Here is a 16,921-nt window from a genome sequence, read left to right as displayed (position 1 = left end):
CTCGGGGTGGTTCAGATGACGTGCACCGTACCGCCGGGATCAACCACGCGGGCATGCCCGCGATCGCGCGGGCGGGCACCGGACCCGGACTGTCCACTCGCGACGGTCGTGCCACCGTCAGTTCCGGCGTTCCGTCACCCAGGTCGCGATCTGCGCCCGTGACGAGAACCCGAGCTTCTGCAGGATCCGCTCCACGTGCCCCTCCGCGGTCCGGCGCGCGATCACCAGCCGGGCCGCGATCTCCTTGTTCGACATGCCCCCGGCGATGAGGTCGGCCACCTGCTGCTCGCGCCTGGTCAGCGGCGTGGGCGCCTCGGGAGCCGGCACGTGCTCCGCCTGCTCCTCCCCGATCGCGAACGCGACGGCGTCGTCGAGCTCGAGGTCCATGCCCTTGCGGAACACCGCGCGGAACTCCTGCTCGCCCAGCGCGGAGAGCGCGACGGACTCGCACTCGCCGTGCGGGGCGCCGAAGTAGCGCGACCCGAACATCGGGTAGCCGACGGTGTGCCAGATCTCGTTGGTGGCGCCCAGCAACGTGCCCGCGCGCTCCGCGTTGCCCTGCGACGCCGCGATCCACGCGAGCACCTCGATCGCGAGCACGATGCCGAGCAGGTCGTGGAACGTCCGCTTGATCCGCAGGCACTCCTTGCCGAGCTGCTCGGCGCGCGGGTAGTCGCCGCGGACCCACGCGCACAGGGCCAGCACGTAGATCGCGTACGCCTGCGCCCACAGCTCGCCGTGCTCCTCGCCGACGGCCTTGGCCTCGCTGCACAGCCGTTCGGCGGCGGCGAAGTCGCGCTGGAAGATCGCGGAGATCGCCAGCTCGATGCCCGCGAGCATGGTGTGGCTGTTGACCGTGCCCTGGCCGCGGTAGAGGGACATGGCCTCCTCGAACAGCGTGTCCGCGAGGGCGAGGTCGTCGCCGACCAGGTGCGTGCACGCCAGGCGGTGGGTCGCGTAGGCCAGCGCGAGCCCGTCGCCCACCTCGACGGCGTAGTCGCGGCACTCCTCCAGCATCCGGCGGGACGCGGGGATGTCCCCCTGCAACGTCGCGACGTACCCGTTGACCCACAACGCCTTCGCGCGCAGCGGGCCCGGTTCGACGTCGGCCAGCGCGCGGTCGAGCCAGTGGCGGCCCTCGCCGAGCATGCCGCAGCCCGCCCAGTAGAACCACAGCGTGCCGGCGAGGAGCACGCAGTGGTCGCCGTCGTCGTCGAAGCAGAAGTCCAGTGCCGACCGCAGGTTCTGGTGTTCCAGCCGCGTCAGCGAGAAGATCTGCGGCTGCGCGGGCCCGAACCACTCCTTCTCCCGCCCGCGCGCCCACTCGATGTAGTGGTCGCGGTGCCGTTGCCGCATCACCTGTTCGCGCCCGGCGCCGCGCAGCTTCTCCAGGCCGTACTGGCGCAGCGGCTCCAGCAGCCGGAACCGCGTGCCGGACGGGTGCCGTTCTGCCACCACGACCGACTTGTCGACCAGGCCCGTCAGCGACTGCATGATCTCGTCGGCCGCGCTGCCGTCACCGGAGCAGACCCGTTCCGCGGCCTCCAGGTCGAACGTGCCGGAGAACACCGACGCCCGTGCCCACAGGACCTGCTCGGAACGCGTGCAGAGGTGGAAGCTCCAGTCGACGGCGGCCTCCAGCGTCTGGTGCCGCGGGTCGCCGCCCCGCTTGCCGTCGGCCAGCACCCGGAAGGTGTTGTCCAATCTGGACAGCAGGTGGTCGAGCGTCAGCACCCGCAGGCGCACCGCCGCCAGTTCGATCGCCAGCGGAATTCCATCCAGCAGCGCGCAGATCCTGCCGACCTGGTCCTCGTTCTGCGGGCCGAGCGCGAACCCCGGCTCGACGGCCGCGGCCCGTTCGGCGAACAGCGCGAGCGCCGGGTCCCGCGGCAGTGGCGCGACCTGCCACAGGTGCTCGCCGTCGACGCCGAGGCGTTCCCTGCTGGTCACGAGCACGCGCAGCCCGCGCGACGAGCGCAGCAGCACGTCCACGAGCTCGGCGATGGCCTCCACGACGTGCTCGCAGTTGTCCAGCACCATCAGCACCTGCCGGTCGCGCAGGTGTTCCACGAGGACCGTGCGGTGCCGGCGGACCGTGTCGTCGTGGACGCCCAGCTGCTCCAGGACGGTGTGGACGACCAGGTCGGGATCGGTGACGCCGCCCATCTCGACGAACCACACCCCGTCGTGGAACGCCCGGTGCGTCTCGGCGGCGGCCCGCAGCGCGAGCCGGGTCTTGCCGACTCCGGGAACACCCGTGAGGGTGACGAGACGGGACTCGGACAGCAGCCTGCGGACCTCGGCGACGTCATTCCTGCGGCCGACGAAAGTAGTTGTGTCGGCAGGCAAATTGCCTTTGCGACCTGGGGAAAGCGAACCACCCACAGCGGCACCCTAGGTCGGCCCGTTCTCCCGCTGCAACGCGGTCCCCCGGAGGTACCAACGCCGAAACACGGGTAGTTACCCCCTAGGGACGATGCAGTCGCGGAGAGAGCCTTGAAGGCTTGGGACACACCTGAGGGAGGGGGACCCGTGACCGATGACGGCCTCGAGGTGGACGTCCGCGAGCAGAACGGCGTGCTCGTCGTCCGGTTCGGCGGGCGGCTCGACTGGACGACGTACATGCGCGTGCAGGACGTGCTGCTCGACTGCGCCACGAAGGAGCTCGTGGGCGTGGTCGTGGAGTTGGACGACCTCGTCGCGGAGTCTCCCGCGCTGCTCGTCGTGTTCGACGTCGTGTGGCTGTCGGCGGCGCGCTGGCCGGGCATCTCGATGAGCCTCGTCGTGAGCGACCACCGGCTGCGCTCCACGCTGGAGTCGCGCGGCCTGCCCCGGCACATCCCGATGCACGCGACGACCTCGGCCGCGGTGGCCGCCGTCGTGCGGCTCAAGCACGAGGACCGGGTCGACGCGGCCCTGCCGACCTGCCGCTGCATGCCGCACGTCGCCGAGCGGATCACCGAACGCGCCTGCGAGCGGTGGGGCGTCCAGTCGATGCTCGACGTCGCGCCGCAGGTGGCCGTCGAGCTCCTGTCGCACGTCGAGGACGACAGCCCTCTCGCGCTGCTGCTGCGCATGCGCGGCGACAAGTTGTCCGTCGCCGTGCGCACGACCGCACGGCTCGACCTCAAGCAGTGGCACGTCATGCGGCACAACGTCGCGTCCATCGCCGTGTGCAACTTCAGCATGGGCGAGACGCCGGCGGGTGGTGGCCGGCACATCATCTGGGCGCTGCTCGACGTGCCGGAGGACAGCCAACGGCCGCCCGTCGCCGTTCCGGAACCGGCGGTTTTCACCCACCAGGGTTAACACTTCCGGGTCGTCGTTCTACCTCGCGTGCATCGCCGCGAGACTTGTCCGGCACGCCCGCACGACCTGGCGGTTCGCTGCCGTGTCCGGCGTGCGCGTGCCGCAGCTCGGGCAGGACAAGCGCGCCGTCGTGGCGTCGACGTGCACCTCGAGAGGGCTGCCGCACGGACGGCACCAGCGGTGCCCGGTGACGGGGATGACGTGGTCGGGTGAGGCCACGCACTGGTGCAACCAGCGGCGATGCAGGCGGCACGTGACCCTGGCGTGGGGATCGAGGCCGAGCTCCTCGGCCAGGTCCTCCGCGCCGAGGACGGCGGTCATGGTCGGGTCCGCGGTCTCGGACGAGGTCACCAGTCGCAGGTGGGCGCGTCGCCTCATGCGGCGAACACTGCTCCTCGAGAACGGCCCTGTATACCCGCATTAATACCTGCTCAACCGCGTCACGGACACGATTCCACCCGGCGGGGAACCTCTTCTCAGCCGGTCATCACGCCCCTACTCTCGGATGTCAACGGCGCAGAGGTGTACACGATGGCGAATCCTGCGTACTTCCCTCCTCCGCACTCCGCCCGCATCGGGACGAGCGATGTGGAACAGCTGGAGTCGCAGACGCGTTCCCTCCGGTCGGTGGACTACCAGCATGGCGGAGGCGCCTGCCGGGACGCCGTCGTCGTGCGGATCTACTGGGCGCAGCAGCTGCTCGCGGCCGAGGCGTCCGACCCCGTGCGCTCCCGTCTGCTGTCCGCCGTCGCGGACCTGCACAACCTGGCCGGGTGGACGTCGTTCGACAGCGGCCAGGTGGGAGCGGCGTACCACCACTTCGACCGCGCACTGGACTTCGCACGCCACGACGAGGACCTGACCACCAACATCGTGTACCGACGTGGGCGCGTGCATCTGCATCACGGTGCTCCGGGCGATGCGCTGGCGTACTTCCAGAGAGGCGCCTTCGCACCGTTGGCGTCTAGCATCATGTACGCGAACGAGGCGTGGGCATACGCACGTCAGGCCCGTTCCGACGAAGCGGTGCGCGCGTTGGGCAAGGCGAAGGACTCGTTCGCGTCCGCCGACCTGGCGCACGCGCCGGACTGGGCGCGGTTCCACGACGAGACCGACCTGACCGCGATGACCGGCATCGTCCACACCGAGCTCGGCGACACCCGCGCCGCGGTCCCCGCGCTGACCTCGGCCGTCGAGGGCTTCGGGCCGGCGATGGCGCGCAGCCGGACGTTCTGCCTGATCGCGCTGGCCACGTGCCACTTCCTGGACGGCGACGTCGACGAGGGGCAGACCGTCGGAGCCCAGGCGATGAGCGCGGCGGAGGGGTTGCGGTCCGAACGGGTGTGGGACCGGACGCGCCCCATGATCCAGGCGGCCGCGGCGCACGGCGTGTCGCTGCGGTAGCGATCTTTGCAGAACCCGAACATTCGGCGGACCTCGTCCTGACGGTGCCCGGCCATCGTTCTCGGCATGAACATCGCGAAGATCGGTGGGCTCGTGGCCGGACTGCTGCTGCTCGGCGCGGGGACCGCGTCGGCGCAGGAACCGATCACGATCAGCCCCGAGAAGGTGCAGAAGATCTGTTCCGAGCGCGTACCGCGGGTCGAGTCGAAGGTGAAGGCCCTGACCGACCGGATCAACGGCACCGCGGAGACGTTGGGCTCGAAGAAGTGGATCGAGCAGAAGGCCGCCGACGCGCGCAAGTCCGGCAACACGGCCCGTGCGGACGTGCTGGACGCGCGGCTGAAGCTGCGGGACGCGCAGCTCGGGAAGCTGTCGAAGGCCTCGGAGCGGGTCACCAAGTTCAAGTCCGAGCACTGCGGTGGTTCCAAGTGAGGTGGGTGGCGGCGCTCGTGCTGCTGGTGTCGCTGACGGCGTGCCGGAGCGAGGCGCCGGTCTCGGACTTGGATGATGTGGAGTCGACGCTGAACAGCATCGAGTCGGACATCAACCAGCCGGGGTGAACGCGTGGAACGTGGCCTGGTGCTCGTCGTGGAGGACGAACCGGCGATCGCCGAGCTCGTGGCGCTGTACCTGCGCCGCGACGGCTTCGGCGTGCACCTGGAGTCCTCGGGGGACGCGGCACTGGCCGCGGTCCGCGCACTCTCGCCCGTGGCGGTGGTCCTGGACGTCGGCCTGCCCGGCATGAACGGCATCGAGGTCTGCCGGGCGCTGCGGGCGTCCGGCGACTGGACGCCCGTGCTGTTCGTGACGGCCCGCGACGACGAGGTGGACCGCCTGCTCGGCCTGGAGCTGGGGGCCGACGACTACATCACCAAACCGTTCAGCCCGCGTGAGCTGGCGTTGCGCGTCCGCACGGTGCTCCGGCGCTCGTCGGTCGTGTCGGACGTTCTGCAGGTGGGGTCCGTGCGGCTCGACGTGGGCGAGCGGCGTGCGTTCGCCGGTGCGGACGAAGTGTCTTTGACATCAACGGAATTCGGGCTGCTCTCGCACCTGATGAAGCATCCACGTCAGGTGTTCTCGCGTGAGCAGCTCCTATCGGCCGTGTGGGGTTACTCGTCCGTGGCCGGCACACGGACCGTGGACGTCCACATCGCCCAGCTGCGGGCCAAGTTCGGCACCTCCAGTCCGATCAGGACGGTGCGCGGCGTGGGTTACTCGGCGGACGCGTCATGAACCTGGCGGCGCGGATCGCGTTGGTGTGCCTCGGAGTCGCGTTCGTCGCGGTGCTGATCGCGGGCGTCGTGTCGACCCGGCTGGTGCTCTCGACCTCGCAGCAGGTGAGCCGCGAGATCCTGCGCTCGCAGGCCGACGTGGTGGCGGGGCAGATCTCGAACAACCGCGTCGAGCAGGTCCTGGAGGGCCAGGGCATCGCGATCGTGCGGATCAGTGCGACCGGTGAGGTGTCGGGATCGGACCGGGCCGCCGTCCGCGCGGCCAGGGAGGCGGGCGCCGGGCGTGTGGCGTCGGGCTCGCCGGTGTCCGGCGTGAGCGGCCGGCTGAACGTGGAGGCCCGTCCGTCGGGGGCGGGCGGCTTCGCGCTGGTGCAGGAGACCGAGGTCGGCGGCACCTACCGCAAGCTGGTCCGCAACATCCTGTTCGCGCTGGGCATCGGCCTGGTCGTCGCCTGCCTGGCAGGCCTCGCGCTCGGCACCGTGCTGGGCCGCCCGCTGCGCCGCGTCGCGTCCGTGGCCCACTCGATGAGCGCGGGCCGCCGCGACCTCCGCGTCCCCGTCGTGGGCACCGTCGAACTGGCCGAGGTGGCCACGTCGGTGAACTCGCTGGCAGACGCCTTGCAGCGCAGCGAGTCCCGCCAACGCGACTTCCTGCTCTCGGTCTCCCACGAGCTCCGCACCCCGCTGACCGCCGTGACGGGCTTCGCCGAGTCCCTGGCGGACGGCGTCGTCACCGGCGACCAGGTGGCCCCGGTCGGCACGGTGATCCTGGACGAGGCCCGCCGCCTCGACCGCCTGGTGAGCGACCTGCTGGACCTGGCCCGCCTGGGCGCCGACGACTTCCGCCTGGACCTGGCACCGATGTCGCTGGAACCGGTGGTCCGCTCGGCCGCCGAGGTCTGGCACGCCCGCTGCCACGCCCGCGGGGTCCACTTCAGGCTGGACGTCTCCGCCTCCCCGGTGGTCCACGCCGACCCCCGCCGCCTGCGCCAGGTGATCGACGGCCTGCTGGAGAACGCCCTGCGCGTGACCCCGGCAGGCCACCCGGTGGTGCTGTCCCTCTCGTCCGTGCTGGAGGTCCGCGACGGCGGCCCCGGCCTCGCCGCCGAGGACTACCCGGTGGCGTTCGACCGCGGCGTGCTGCACGCGCGCTACCAGGACTCGCGCCCGGTGGGCACCGGCGTGGGCCTCGCGCTGGTGCACGGGCTGGTGACGCGGATGGGCGGGACGATCACGGCGGGTCCGGCACCGGAGGGCGGGGCCGCGTTCACCGTGACCCTGCCGCCCGCTAACACGATCGGGTGACATTGCGATCTGTCCACCATGGGGGACACGACCGCGTGGTTGATGTTGGCGGCAGGCGACGACCGTGCGCGCGCGAGCAACGACGGGTACGACGACGACCCGTCGTCGCACTACAGCTGGGACGACACGGTTCCGAACCACGGCAAGCCCAAGAAGGGTGATGTCATCGTCCTGTGGGACAAGACGTACCTGCTCGGCGCGTCGGTGATCGAAGCCGTCGACGAGGGCACGGCGGAGAAGGACTCGCACAGCTGTCCGCGGTGCGACAAGGCGCGGATCGAAACTCGCACCACCGTTCTCCCTCGCCTGAAGTGCTACAACTGCGGCCACGAGTTCGACGTGCCGCGCACGCGCCGGAAGACGGTGAAGACGTACCGCACCCGACACGGCGCCGGTTGGGTCGAGTTGGAGGGTCGGCTCGACGGTGCGCGGTTGCGGTCGTTGTGTCTGAGCCCGAAGTCGCAGCTGAGCCTGCGGCCCCTCGACTACGACCGCTTCCACGCCGCTCTCGACGGTGACCTCGCCCTGGCACCGTTGGAGGCGGCCGCGGACTACGTCGCCGGCGGTCACGCCACCGCGGTCGTGCGGGTGCGACGGGGCCAGAGCGCGTTCCGCGGCAAGCTGTTGGCTTTGTACGGCAACGAATGCGCGTTCTCCGGCCCCGCTCCGGCCGACGCGTTGGAAGCCGCGCACCTCTACAGCTACGCCGAGGTCGGCGAGCACAAGAAGGAGGGCGGCTTCCTGCTGCGGCGCGACCTGCACCGCCTCTTCGACCGCGGCCTGTTCGCCGTGCGCCCGGACACCTGGCTGCTGGACGTGCACGTCGACATCCGGCACCTGCAGGACTACGGGCAGCTGCACGGCAAACCGCTGGGCGTGGACCTCACGCGGGCGCAGCGCGAGTGGCTGCGCACGCACTGGGAGCAGGCGCGTCCTACTTCGCCTGAGGCAGCTTGACCTTCTTCTTCGCCCCCGGCGACGACGGCGGCGGCACCACGGGCCCGATGTCCCCGTCCGGCGCCTCGTCCAGGTCCACGATCACCGGCGCGTGGTCGCTGGGCCCGGTGCCCTTGCGCGCGTGCCGGTCGATCCACGCCGCCTTCGTCCGCGGCGCCACGGAGCTGGACGCGAGGACCAGGTCGATGCGCATGCCGAGGTCGCGGTGGAACATGCCTGCGCGATAGTCCCAGTAGCTGAAGATGCGCTCGTTGGGCCAACGGTCGCGCACGACGTCGTGGAATCCCAACGCTTCGATGGCCTGCAGTGCGGCGCGTTCGGGTTCGGTGACGTGCGTCTGGCCGATGTAGGCCTCCGGGTCGAAGACGTCGGCGTCGGCCGGTGCGATGTTGATGTCGCCGCACACCAACGCGTCCGCAGGGCCCTTGTCCAGCACGTCGCGCAGTGCGGCCAGCCACTCCAGCTTGTACTTGTAGTGGTCCGACTCCGGCTCACGGCCGTTGGGCACGTACAGCGAATGCACGCGCACGCCGCCGCACGTCGCTGCCACGGCACGTGCCTCGACGTGGGGGAAGCCCGGTGCGCCCGCGATGCCCACCTCGACGTCGTCCAGACCCACGCGGGACAGCAACGCCACGCCGTTCCACTGCGTCTCACCGAACAGCGCGACCTCGTAGCCGCGTTCGCGCAGGGCGTCGCCGAGCAACGCGGTGAAGGCGTCGTCGGCCAGCTTGGTCTCCTGCAGGCACACGACGTCCGGCTTCCGCTGGTCGAGCCACGGCAGCAGGCGGGGCACGCGTTGCTTGACGGAGTTCACGTTCCAGGTCGCCACTCGCACCCCTGCCACGGTAGTCACCGCGGCTCGAGCGCGCATGGAGGAGCGGGTGCCGCGCGAACGGCACCCGCTCGCAGGTTCAGCCAGACCGGCGCAGCAGGCTCGACCCTCCGCCGTCCCACCGCATGCCGCGGTCGCCGGACGTGCTCGGCTCGGTGTCGGAGAGCCGCAGGTGGTCGTGGTCGAAGTGCACGATGTGGCCGACGAGCCCGCCGGTCAGCGCCGCGAACCAGATCGACGGGCGCACGCCGGTCACCGACCGCTCCAGCGTCACTTCGGCTCCGGGGCTCGTCGCCTCCAGGTAGTCCCCCGTCCTGCGCACGGTCATGCCCGCGTGCTCGGCGGTGCGGACGATCGGCTCGAACTCCGGTGTGTCCAGGATGAAGATCGCGGGCATCAGCGGGTCACCGCCCCGAACTGCTCCCGGACGAGCGCTGCCTTGCGCTGCCACATCGCGTCCACCGTCGGGTTCGGCATCGCGGCGACCTCGCGCAGCGCGCGCACGGTGACGTCGGCGTCGCGGGCGTCGACGTCACCGAACGGCCGCAACGGGTAGGCGATCTCCAGCTGGATGCCGTTGGGGTCGTCGAAGTAGATCGACTCCAGCAGCTCGTGGGCGAGCGGCGGGGTCACCTTGACGCCGTGGGACTTGATCTGGTCCCGCCAGGCCATCATCTCCTCCTTCGTGTCCACGTGGAACGCGATGTGCCGGGAGAGGTGCATCAGGTCCGACGTGTGCAGTGAGTTCTCGGGCAACCCGAAGTAGTAGAAGAACGCCAGGTAGTTCCCCTTGCCCAGGCCGAAGAAGAAGTGCACGAAGTCGGGGAACTCCTCGGCGAGCCAGCCGGTGCCGGTCACCGCGTGGGTGAGGGGCAACGTCATCACCTCGCGGTAGAAGTCGACGGTCTCGCCCGGTTTCCAGGTGACGTGTGCGAGGTGGTCGACCCCCTTCAGCTCCGTTCCGAGGCTCAGCGAACCGGTGTCCATGTCTCCTCCGTCTTCCTCGCGAATTGGGCTCGGACCGACTTGCGGTCCACCTTGCCGACCGGGGTGAGCGGCAGCCGGTCGAGCGACTCGACCTGTTCGGGCAGCTTGTAGTCGGCGACGCCGTGGGCGGTGAAGCCGGCGCGGACCTCCGCCAGGCTGGGCACCGGTCCGCGCGGAACGACGACGAGGCACACGCGTTCGCCGAACCGGGGGTCCGGCACCGGCACGGCGAGGGCGTCCGCGACGTCGAGCACAGCCCGCGCGACGGTCTCGACCTCCTCGGCGGACACCTTCTCACCGCCGCGGTTGATCAGGTCCTTGCGCCGGCCCTCGACCACGAGGTTGCCGTCCTCGCGCAGCCGCACCAGGTCTCCCGTGCGGTACCAGCCGTCCGCCGTGAACGCGCGGGCGTTGTGCTCGGCGGCGCGGAAGTAGCCGCGCGGCGTGTACGGCCCCCTGGTCAGCAGCTCGCCGACCGCGCCGGTGGGCAGCGGCACGTCCGACTCGTCGACGACGAGCACCTCGTCGCCGACGCTGATCGGCCTGCCCTGGGTGCCGAGCAGCACCTCGTCCGGGTCGTCGAGCCGGGTGTAGTTGAGCAGGCCCTCCGCCATGCCGAACACCTGCTGCAGCCGCACCCCCAACGTCTGCGGGATCGCCCGTGCCAGCCCGGGGTCCAGCACCGACCCGCCGACCTGGACCACCGCGAGGCTGCCGAGGTCCGGCCGCGTCTCCTGGGCCTTGTCGACCCAGCGCCGCGCGATCGCGGGCACCAACGACGTGTGCGTGATCCGATGGCGCGCGATCGCCCGGAAGGCGCGGACCGGTTCGGGTGAGGCCAGCAGCACCGCCCGGCCACCGACCGCCAGCGCGCCCAGGATTCCCGGGCACGCCAACGGGAAGTTGTGCGGCGCGGGCAACGTCACGAGGTACCTGGTCGCCGCGGAGAAGCCGCTCACCTCACCGCTGCGCCGCAGGTTGTACTCGTAGTCGTCGTGCGTGCGACCGATCATCTTGGGCAGGCCGGTCGTCCCGCCGGACAGCAGGAACACCGCGACGTCGCCCGGATCCGGCGCGACCGAGTCCAGCCGCCGGCGCCGGCCGGTGTCCCCGTCGAGCCGCAACGACTCCCGCAGGCCGAGATGGCCGGGTGTCGCCGACTCACCGACGACACCCACCGCGCACGGCCACGGCAGATCGGCGGCGATCCGCGCGGCGAGGGCCTCGTGGCCGAAGCCCCGCCACTCGTCCGGCACGACGATCATGCGCGCCTCGGCGTGCCGGGCGAGGTATCCCAGTTCCTGCTCGCGGTGCGCGGGCAGGGCCAGCACCGGGGCGACCCCCGCCCGGAAGCACGCCAGCACCAGCGCGACGAACTCCCAGCGGTTCGGCAGCGCGACGACGATCCGGTCGCCGCGCCGCACTCCCGTCGCGAGCAGGGCCTCGGCCAGCCGGTCGGAGAGCAGGGCCAGGTCGCGGAAGGAGAGCTCGAGATCGCCGTCGACCAGGGCCACGCGGTCGCCGTGCTCGTCCGCCCAGCGCCACATCCACTCGCCGAGCGGGCGGCCGCGCCAGTACCCGGCAGCCCGGTAGGACGCCGCGAGCTCCTGCGGCCAGCCCGGCAGGTCGGCGGTCACGCGACCACCACCTCCACCGGCTCCTCCTGCTCCTCGGGTCCGGTGAGCAGCACGCCCACGTGGCCGGCGATGTCGGCGACGGTCGGGTGCGTCCACAGCAACGTGGACGGCAGGCTCAGCCGCAGCAGCTTCTCCAGCCTGCGGCGGATGACCAGCGTCATGACCGAGTCGAGGCCCATCTCCGACAACGGGCGCCGGATGTCGAGCTCCTCGGCCGCGAGCCGCACCTCGCTCGCCACCTGCGCGCGCACCACCGTCACGAGGTACTCGCGCAGCTCGTCGCCCTCGAGCCCGGCCCACTCCGCGTCCGGCACCGCCTCGGTGACGGCCTCCTCGACGACCACCTCGTCCAGCAGCGGGGGGCGGGACATCCCCGGTTCCGGCGCGAGCATCCGCAGCACCGCGAAGTGGGACCCGTCGTAGCGCTCGGCGAACTCCCAGGCGCGCAACGCCTCCGTGGCCGTGACGTCCGCCGTGCCCCGCGCGTTGAGCTCGCCGTCGATGAGCTCGGAGGAGGTCGACATGCCCAGGCCGCGCCACGAGGTCCAGCCGAAGCTGATCGTGTCGTCGGCTCCCGCCGCACGCCGGTGCGCGGCGAAGGCGTCGAGGAACGCGTTGGCGGCGCCGTAGCTCGCCTGCCCCGGCAGCCCGAGCAGGTAGCCGCACGACGAGAACAGCACGAGGAAGTCGAGGCTGCCCGGCGGGAACAGCTCGTGCAGCACCAGCGCGCCGTCCGCCTTCGGCCGCAGCACCTGCCGCAGCGAGTCCTCGTCGAGGTCGGCCAGCATCCGGTTGTCCAGCACACCGGCGGCGTGCACCACGCCGCGGACCGGCGGCAGCCCGGACGTCACGGAGGCGAGCGCCTCGGCGGCCCGGTCGCGGTCGCTGACGTCGAGCTCGGCCACGACGACCGTGACACCCAGGCCCTCCAACGCCCGCACCGCGGCGATCTGCGCCACCGTCGCGGGGTCGGTGACCTCGTCCCACCCCTCGCGGGACGGCAAGCCCCGGCGGCCGGCCAGCACGATGCGGCGGGCACCGCGGCCGGCGAGCCAGCGGGCGATCTCCAGGCCGAGCACTCCCAGGCCGCCGGTGACGAGGTACGTGCCGTCCGGCCGGCAGTCCACAGTGGACTTCTGCGGCGCGCGGTCGACGGGTACGAGCCGCGAGCGGCGGGCGACCCCGTCGCGCAGGACGACCACGTCCTCGCCGGGCCGTGCGGCGAGCAGCCCCGGCACCAGCGCGGCGGAACCGGCGACGTCGGACGGGTCGAGGTCGACGACACCACCCCACACGTCCCCGTGCTCGCCGCCGATGATCCTGCCGATGCCCCACAGCGGGGACTGCCCGAGCGCGGCAGGGGAGGCGCTCTCTTTGACACCCGCGGTGACCAGCCAGATCCGGGGCCGCGGACCGGCCCAGCCGGCGACGGTGGCGGCGGCCGCGGCGGCGAGCCAGCCCGACCGCGCGGCGGCGCCGGCCACGTCCTCGCCGTCCTCGTCCGGCACGACGAGCACCGCGCCGTCGGGGCCGAGCCAGTCGCGCAACCGGTTCAGCTCACCGAGGTCGTCGACCAGCCGGTGGGACGCGCCCGCCGCGGCGAGCCCCGCCGTCACCGCGCCGGTGAGCCGGTGCTTCCCGCCGAGCACGACCACGGTGCCGAGGTGGCCGGGCGCACCGGGGTCGAAATCGCGCCACGCCAGCTCGTGCACCAGCCGCCGCGGGCTCGCCGTGGCGCCGGGATCGCCGTCCAGCCGCCCGTACCGCAGGTCGAGCAGCTCGGCGACGACCTGACCGTCCTCGCCGGCGACCCGGACGTCGGCGGTGTCGTCGCTGGACGCCCGGACGCTCAGCAGCACCCGGCCGGGAGAGCCACCGGACAACGCGACGCGGCCGATCGCGGCGGGCATGCGCAGGACGGGCTGACCGCTGAACACGACGGAGGCGATGGACAGCGCGGCGTCCAGCACCGACGCCCACGTGCCCGGCTCGTCTTCCCCTGCCGACACGACGGCGAACAGCTCGTCGTCACCGCGGCGCAGTTCCTCGATCGCCCATGGGAAACCCATGGCCGCGACACCGATCGACGCGAGCCGGTCGATGACGAAGTCCTCCGGCAACGACTCCGCGCACCGCAGCCTCAGCGACGCCGCGTCGAGCAGGCCGGAGGGTGCCGACGGCGCCTGGTCCACCGACGACGTCGTGTGCGTCAGCCAGCCGTCCTGGTCACCGGCCTCCACCTCGTCCACCAACCGGGAACCGAGCCGCAGCGCACGGTCCTGATAGGACAGTTGCAGCTCGCGCGGCGCCGCGACGGACACCGGCACGCGCAGCGAGACGTCACGCAGGCCCGGCCAGCCCGCCGCGACCGGCGCACCCGCCTGGCCGGCGGCCTGGAGGAACGTGTTCAGCAGCACCGCGGCGGGGATGATCTCCACCTGCTGCACCGGGTGGTCACCGGGGTACGGCCGGCACGAGTGGTCCAGGTAGGTCTGCCACAACCGCATCGGCGTGGTACCGGTGACGGTGGTCAGGCCGCCGAGCACGGTGTGGCTGTCGACGTCGTGCCCGGCGGCACGGCGGCTGCCCGCCGATCCCTCGCGCCAGAACCTCCTGTGCTGCCAGGCGTTCCCCGGCAGCTCGGCGAGCTCACCGGCACCGGGGCCGAACGCGACGGGCACGCCGTGGCAGTGCAGCGCGCCGAGGCCGGCGAGCAGGCTCGCCCTGTCCTGGGTCCGGCGGCGCAGGGTGGAGCCGACGAACGCCTGGTCCACGCCCGCGTCCGCGAGCACCTCGGAGATCGAGTGCGCCACCACCGGGTGGCTCGACACCTCGAGGAAGATCCGGCGGCCGTCGTCCGCCGCGGCTCGCACGGCCTGGGCGAACCGCACCGGGTTGCGGAGGTTGGCAGCCCAGTAGACGCCGTCGCGGGGCGCGGACGACCTCGGGTCCGCCATCGCCGTGCTGTAGATCGGCAGCCGCGCGTCCCGCGTGCCCAGACCCGTGAACGCGGCCTCCAGCTCGCCGAGGAGCGGGTCCATGTGCGCCGAGTGGAAGGCGACGTCCGACGCCACCCGCCGGACCACGAGTCCTTCCTCCTCCCAGCGCGCCGACACCTTGCCGACGGCGTCCACGTCTCCCGCGATCACCGTCGACCCGGTGGCGGCGGCGATGGCGGCGACCACGATGTCGCCGCGTCCGTCCAGACGCGCCTCCACCTCGTCGAACGGCAGGTTCACCATGGCCATCGCGCCCTTGCCGGCGACGCGGCGCAGCAGCCTCGACCGGCGGCAGATCAGCCGGGCGCCGTCGATCCGGTCCAGCGCGCCCGCGGTCACCGCGGCCGCGATCTCGCCGACGGAGTGGCCGAGCACGGCGGCCGGTTCGACGCCGTGCTCCGCCCACACGGCGACGAGGCCCAGCTGCATCGCGAAGATCATCGGCTGGATGACGTCGGTGGCGTCGAGCTCGTCGCCGCGCAGGACCTCGCGCGGGTCGAAGCCGATCTCCTCGACGAAGACCGGGCTGATCTCGTCCAGCACCGCGCGGAACGCGGGCTCGTGGTCGAGCAGGTCCCTGCCCATGCCTACCCACTGGGAACCGTGCCCGGAGAACACCATCACGACGTCACCGGCCGTGCCGGACACCGGGCGTCCGGTCGTCACCCCCGGCGGTTCCTCGCCGGCGGCGAGCGCCCGCAGACCGGCGACCAGCTCCTCGTGCGTCTCCGCGACGACGGCGGCGCGGCGGTCGAGGTGGGCGCGGCGATCGGCGAGCGTGTGCGCCACCGCGGCGAGCGGAGGCCGTTCGGACTCGACGTGCGCGGCCAGCTGGTCGGCGTTCGCCCGCAGTCCGGCCTCGGTCGCGCCGGACAGGGCGAACACCCGTGGCCCGGCGGCCTCCCCCGCCGCACCCTGGGACACCGATGGCGCCTGCTCCAGGATGACGTGGGCGATCGTGCCGCCGTAGCCGTAACCCGAGACCCCGGCGAGGCGCGGGCGGTCGTGCACCGGCCACGCCGTGCGTTCCGTCACGACCCGCAGTCCCGCGGTGTCCCAGGGGATCTCCGGGTTCGGCTCGGTGAAGTTGAGACTCGGCGGGATCTCGGCGTGGGTCAGGGCGAGGATCGCCTTGACCATCCCGGCGACGCCGGCGCCGGCCTCCAGGTGCCCGATGTTCGACTTGACCGACCCGATCAGGCACGGGTCGTCCGCCGGCCGGTCAGCGCCGAACACCGCGGCCATCGCGCCGGCCTCGATCGGGTCGCCCATCCGCGTGCCGGTGCCGTGCGCCTCGACGTAGTCCACAGTGGACGGATTGATGCCCGCGTCCTCGTAAGCGCGGCGCAGCAGGTAGGTCTGCGCCTCCCGGCTGGGTGCCATGATGCCGTTGGTCTTGCCGTCCTGGTGCACGGCGCTGCCCCGGATGACGGCGAGCACGCGGTCGCCGTCGTGCTCGGCGTCGGAGAGGAGCTTGAGCACGACGACGCCCGCGCCCTCGCCGCGGCCGTACCCGTTGGCCGACGCGTCGAACGACTTGCACCGGCCGTCCGGCGAGATCGCGCCGGCCTCGTCGAGCACGACCGTGAGTCCCGGTCCCGCCATGACGTTGACGCCGCCGACGAGCGCCAGCGGCGTCTCCCCGCGTTCGAGCGCCTGGCACGCCAGGTGCACCGCGACCAGCGAGGCCGAGCAGGCGGTGTCGACGGCGAAGCTCGGGCCGCGCAGGTCGAGCGCGTAGGAGATCCGGTTCGCGACGGCGCACATGGAGGCGCCGATGCCGGTCCACGCCTCGATCCGCGGGATGTCCTCCAGCAGCCGGCGGCCGTAGTCGTCCGAGCCGACGCCCACGAACACCCCGGCGTCGCCACCGGCCAAAGTGGACGGTGCGATGCCCGCGTGTTCGAGGGCCTCCCAGGCGACCTCCAGCAGGATCCGCTGCTGCGGGTCCATCAGCTCGGCCTCGCGCGGCAGCACGCCGAAGAACTCCGCGTCGAACCCGGCGATGTCGTCGAGGAAACCGCCCCAGCGCGTCGTTCTGCGCAACGTAGCCGCGTTCGCCGCGCTCGCCTCGGCGTACTCGGCCCACCGCTCCGGGGGCACCTCCGAGATCGCCTCGCGGCCGTCGGCCAGCAACCGCCAGAAGTCGCCGGGTGAGGCGACACCGCCGGCGAGCCGGCAGCTCATGCCCACGACGGCGATCGGCACACGGCCTGTCTCCCTGGGCGACGTCGTCGCATCAGCCATGGAACACTG

At 72.1% G+C, this 16,921-nt stretch carries 14 protein-coding genes; 7 read left to right on the top strand and 7 right to left on the bottom strand.

What is annotated here, in order from left to right:
* Nucleotides 1-117: 117 nt before the first annotated feature.
* The gene (locus ACFWV3_RS35335) at nucleotides 118-2,349 is read right to left on the bottom strand and encodes an ATP-binding protein (RefSeq protein WP_382417911.1); all 2,232 of its coding nucleotides are present in this window, start codon (nucleotides 2,347-2,349) and stop codon (nucleotides 118-120) included.
* 183 nt (nucleotides 2,350-2,532) lie between these two features.
* On the opposite strand from ACFWV3_RS35335, the gene ACFWV3_RS35330 reads away from it, so the two are divergent.
* Nucleotides 2,533-3,309, top strand: coding sequence for a hypothetical protein (locus tag ACFWV3_RS35330; RefSeq protein WP_382417909.1), 777 nt, complete (start codon nucleotides 2,533-2,535; stop codon nucleotides 3,307-3,309).
* An 18-nt stretch (nucleotides 3,310-3,327) separates the two neighbouring features.
* Here the strand turns inward: ACFWV3_RS35330 and ACFWV3_RS35325 are convergent, their stop codons facing one another.
* Nucleotides 3,328-3,687: a hypothetical protein gene (locus tag ACFWV3_RS35325; protein WP_382417907.1), complete on the bottom strand. Its 360-nt coding sequence runs from the start codon at nucleotides 3,685-3,687 to the stop codon at nucleotides 3,328-3,330.
* A 153-nt stretch (nucleotides 3,688-3,840) separates the two neighbouring features.
* On the opposite strand from ACFWV3_RS35325, the gene ACFWV3_RS35320 reads away from it, so the two are divergent.
* The 6 genes from ACFWV3_RS35320 to ACFWV3_RS35295 all read left to right on the top strand — a co-directional run bounded on the left by ACFWV3_RS35320 (nucleotide 3,841) and on the right by ACFWV3_RS35295 (nucleotide 8,207).
* A complete protein-coding gene (locus ACFWV3_RS35320) occupies nucleotides 3,841-4,713 on the top strand; it encodes a hypothetical protein (protein WP_382417905.1) in 873 nt (290 codons plus the stop codon).
* Between the two features lie 66 nt (nucleotides 4,714-4,779).
* Nucleotides 4,780-5,145, top strand: coding sequence for a hypothetical protein (locus ACFWV3_RS35315; protein WP_382417903.1), 366 nt, complete (start codon nucleotides 4,780-4,782; stop codon nucleotides 5,143-5,145).
* Complete coding sequence (locus ACFWV3_RS35310) at nucleotides 5,142-5,273, top strand: hypothetical protein (protein WP_382417901.1); 132 nt, start codon at nucleotides 5,142-5,144, stop codon at nucleotides 5,271-5,273. Before ACFWV3_RS35315 ends, ACFWV3_RS35310 begins: the two co-directional genes overlap by 4 nt.
* Nucleotides 5,274-5,277: 4 nt before the next feature.
* Nucleotides 5,278-5,946, top strand: coding sequence for a response regulator transcription factor (locus ACFWV3_RS35305; protein ID WP_382417899.1), 669 nt, complete (start codon nucleotides 5,278-5,280; stop codon nucleotides 5,944-5,946).
* Entirely contained in the window at nucleotides 5,943-7,250 is a 1,308-nt protein-coding gene (locus ACFWV3_RS35300) for an ATP-binding protein (RefSeq protein ID WP_382417897.1), read from the top strand. Before ACFWV3_RS35305 ends, ACFWV3_RS35300 begins: the two co-directional genes overlap by 4 nt.
* Nucleotides 7,251-7,268: 18 nt before the next feature.
* Complete coding sequence (locus tag ACFWV3_RS35295) at nucleotides 7,269-8,207, top strand: HNH endonuclease (protein WP_382417895.1); 939 nt, start codon at nucleotides 7,269-7,271, stop codon at nucleotides 8,205-8,207.
* On the opposite strand, the gene ACFWV3_RS35290 is transcribed toward ACFWV3_RS35295, so the two are convergent.
* The 5 genes from ACFWV3_RS35290 to ACFWV3_RS35270 all read right to left on the bottom strand — a co-directional run bounded on the left by ACFWV3_RS35290 (nucleotide 8,185) and on the right by ACFWV3_RS35270 (nucleotide 16,912).
* A complete protein-coding gene (locus ACFWV3_RS35290; RefSeq protein WP_382417893.1) occupies nucleotides 8,185-9,054 on the bottom strand; it encodes an exodeoxyribonuclease III in 870 nt (289 codons plus the stop codon). The two genes, ACFWV3_RS35295 and ACFWV3_RS35290, sit on opposite strands and share 23 nt — an antisense overlap.
* A gap of 67 nt (nucleotides 9,055-9,121) precedes the next feature.
* Complete coding sequence (locus ACFWV3_RS35285) at nucleotides 9,122-9,439, bottom strand: hypothetical protein (RefSeq protein ID WP_382417891.1); 318 nt, start codon at nucleotides 9,437-9,439, stop codon at nucleotides 9,122-9,124.
* Nucleotides 9,439-10,029, bottom strand: coding sequence for a VOC family protein (locus tag ACFWV3_RS35280; RefSeq protein ID WP_382417889.1), 591 nt, complete (start codon nucleotides 10,027-10,029; stop codon nucleotides 9,439-9,441). The genes ACFWV3_RS35285 and ACFWV3_RS35280 overlap by 1 nt, the downstream gene beginning before the upstream one ends.
* On the bottom strand, nucleotides 10,011-11,666 hold the full coding sequence (locus ACFWV3_RS35275; RefSeq protein ID WP_382417887.1) for a (2,3-dihydroxybenzoyl)adenylate synthase: 1,656 nt from the start codon (nucleotides 11,664-11,666) through the stop codon (nucleotides 10,011-10,013). Before ACFWV3_RS35275 ends, ACFWV3_RS35280 begins: the two co-directional genes overlap by 19 nt.
* Entirely contained in the window at nucleotides 11,663-16,912 is a 5,250-nt protein-coding gene (locus ACFWV3_RS35270) for a type I polyketide synthase (RefSeq protein ID WP_382417885.1), read from the bottom strand. Before ACFWV3_RS35270 ends, ACFWV3_RS35275 begins: the two co-directional genes overlap by 4 nt.
* Nucleotides 16,913-16,921: the final 9 nt, after the last annotated feature.

This window comes from Lentzea sp. NPDC059081, assembly GCF_042738015.1.
Taxonomy (GTDB): domain Bacteria; phylum Actinomycetota; class Actinomycetes; order Mycobacteriales; family Pseudonocardiaceae; genus Lentzea.
Note: the sequence above shows the minus strand (reverse complement) of the source record. Positions and strands in the feature narration are given on the sequence as shown.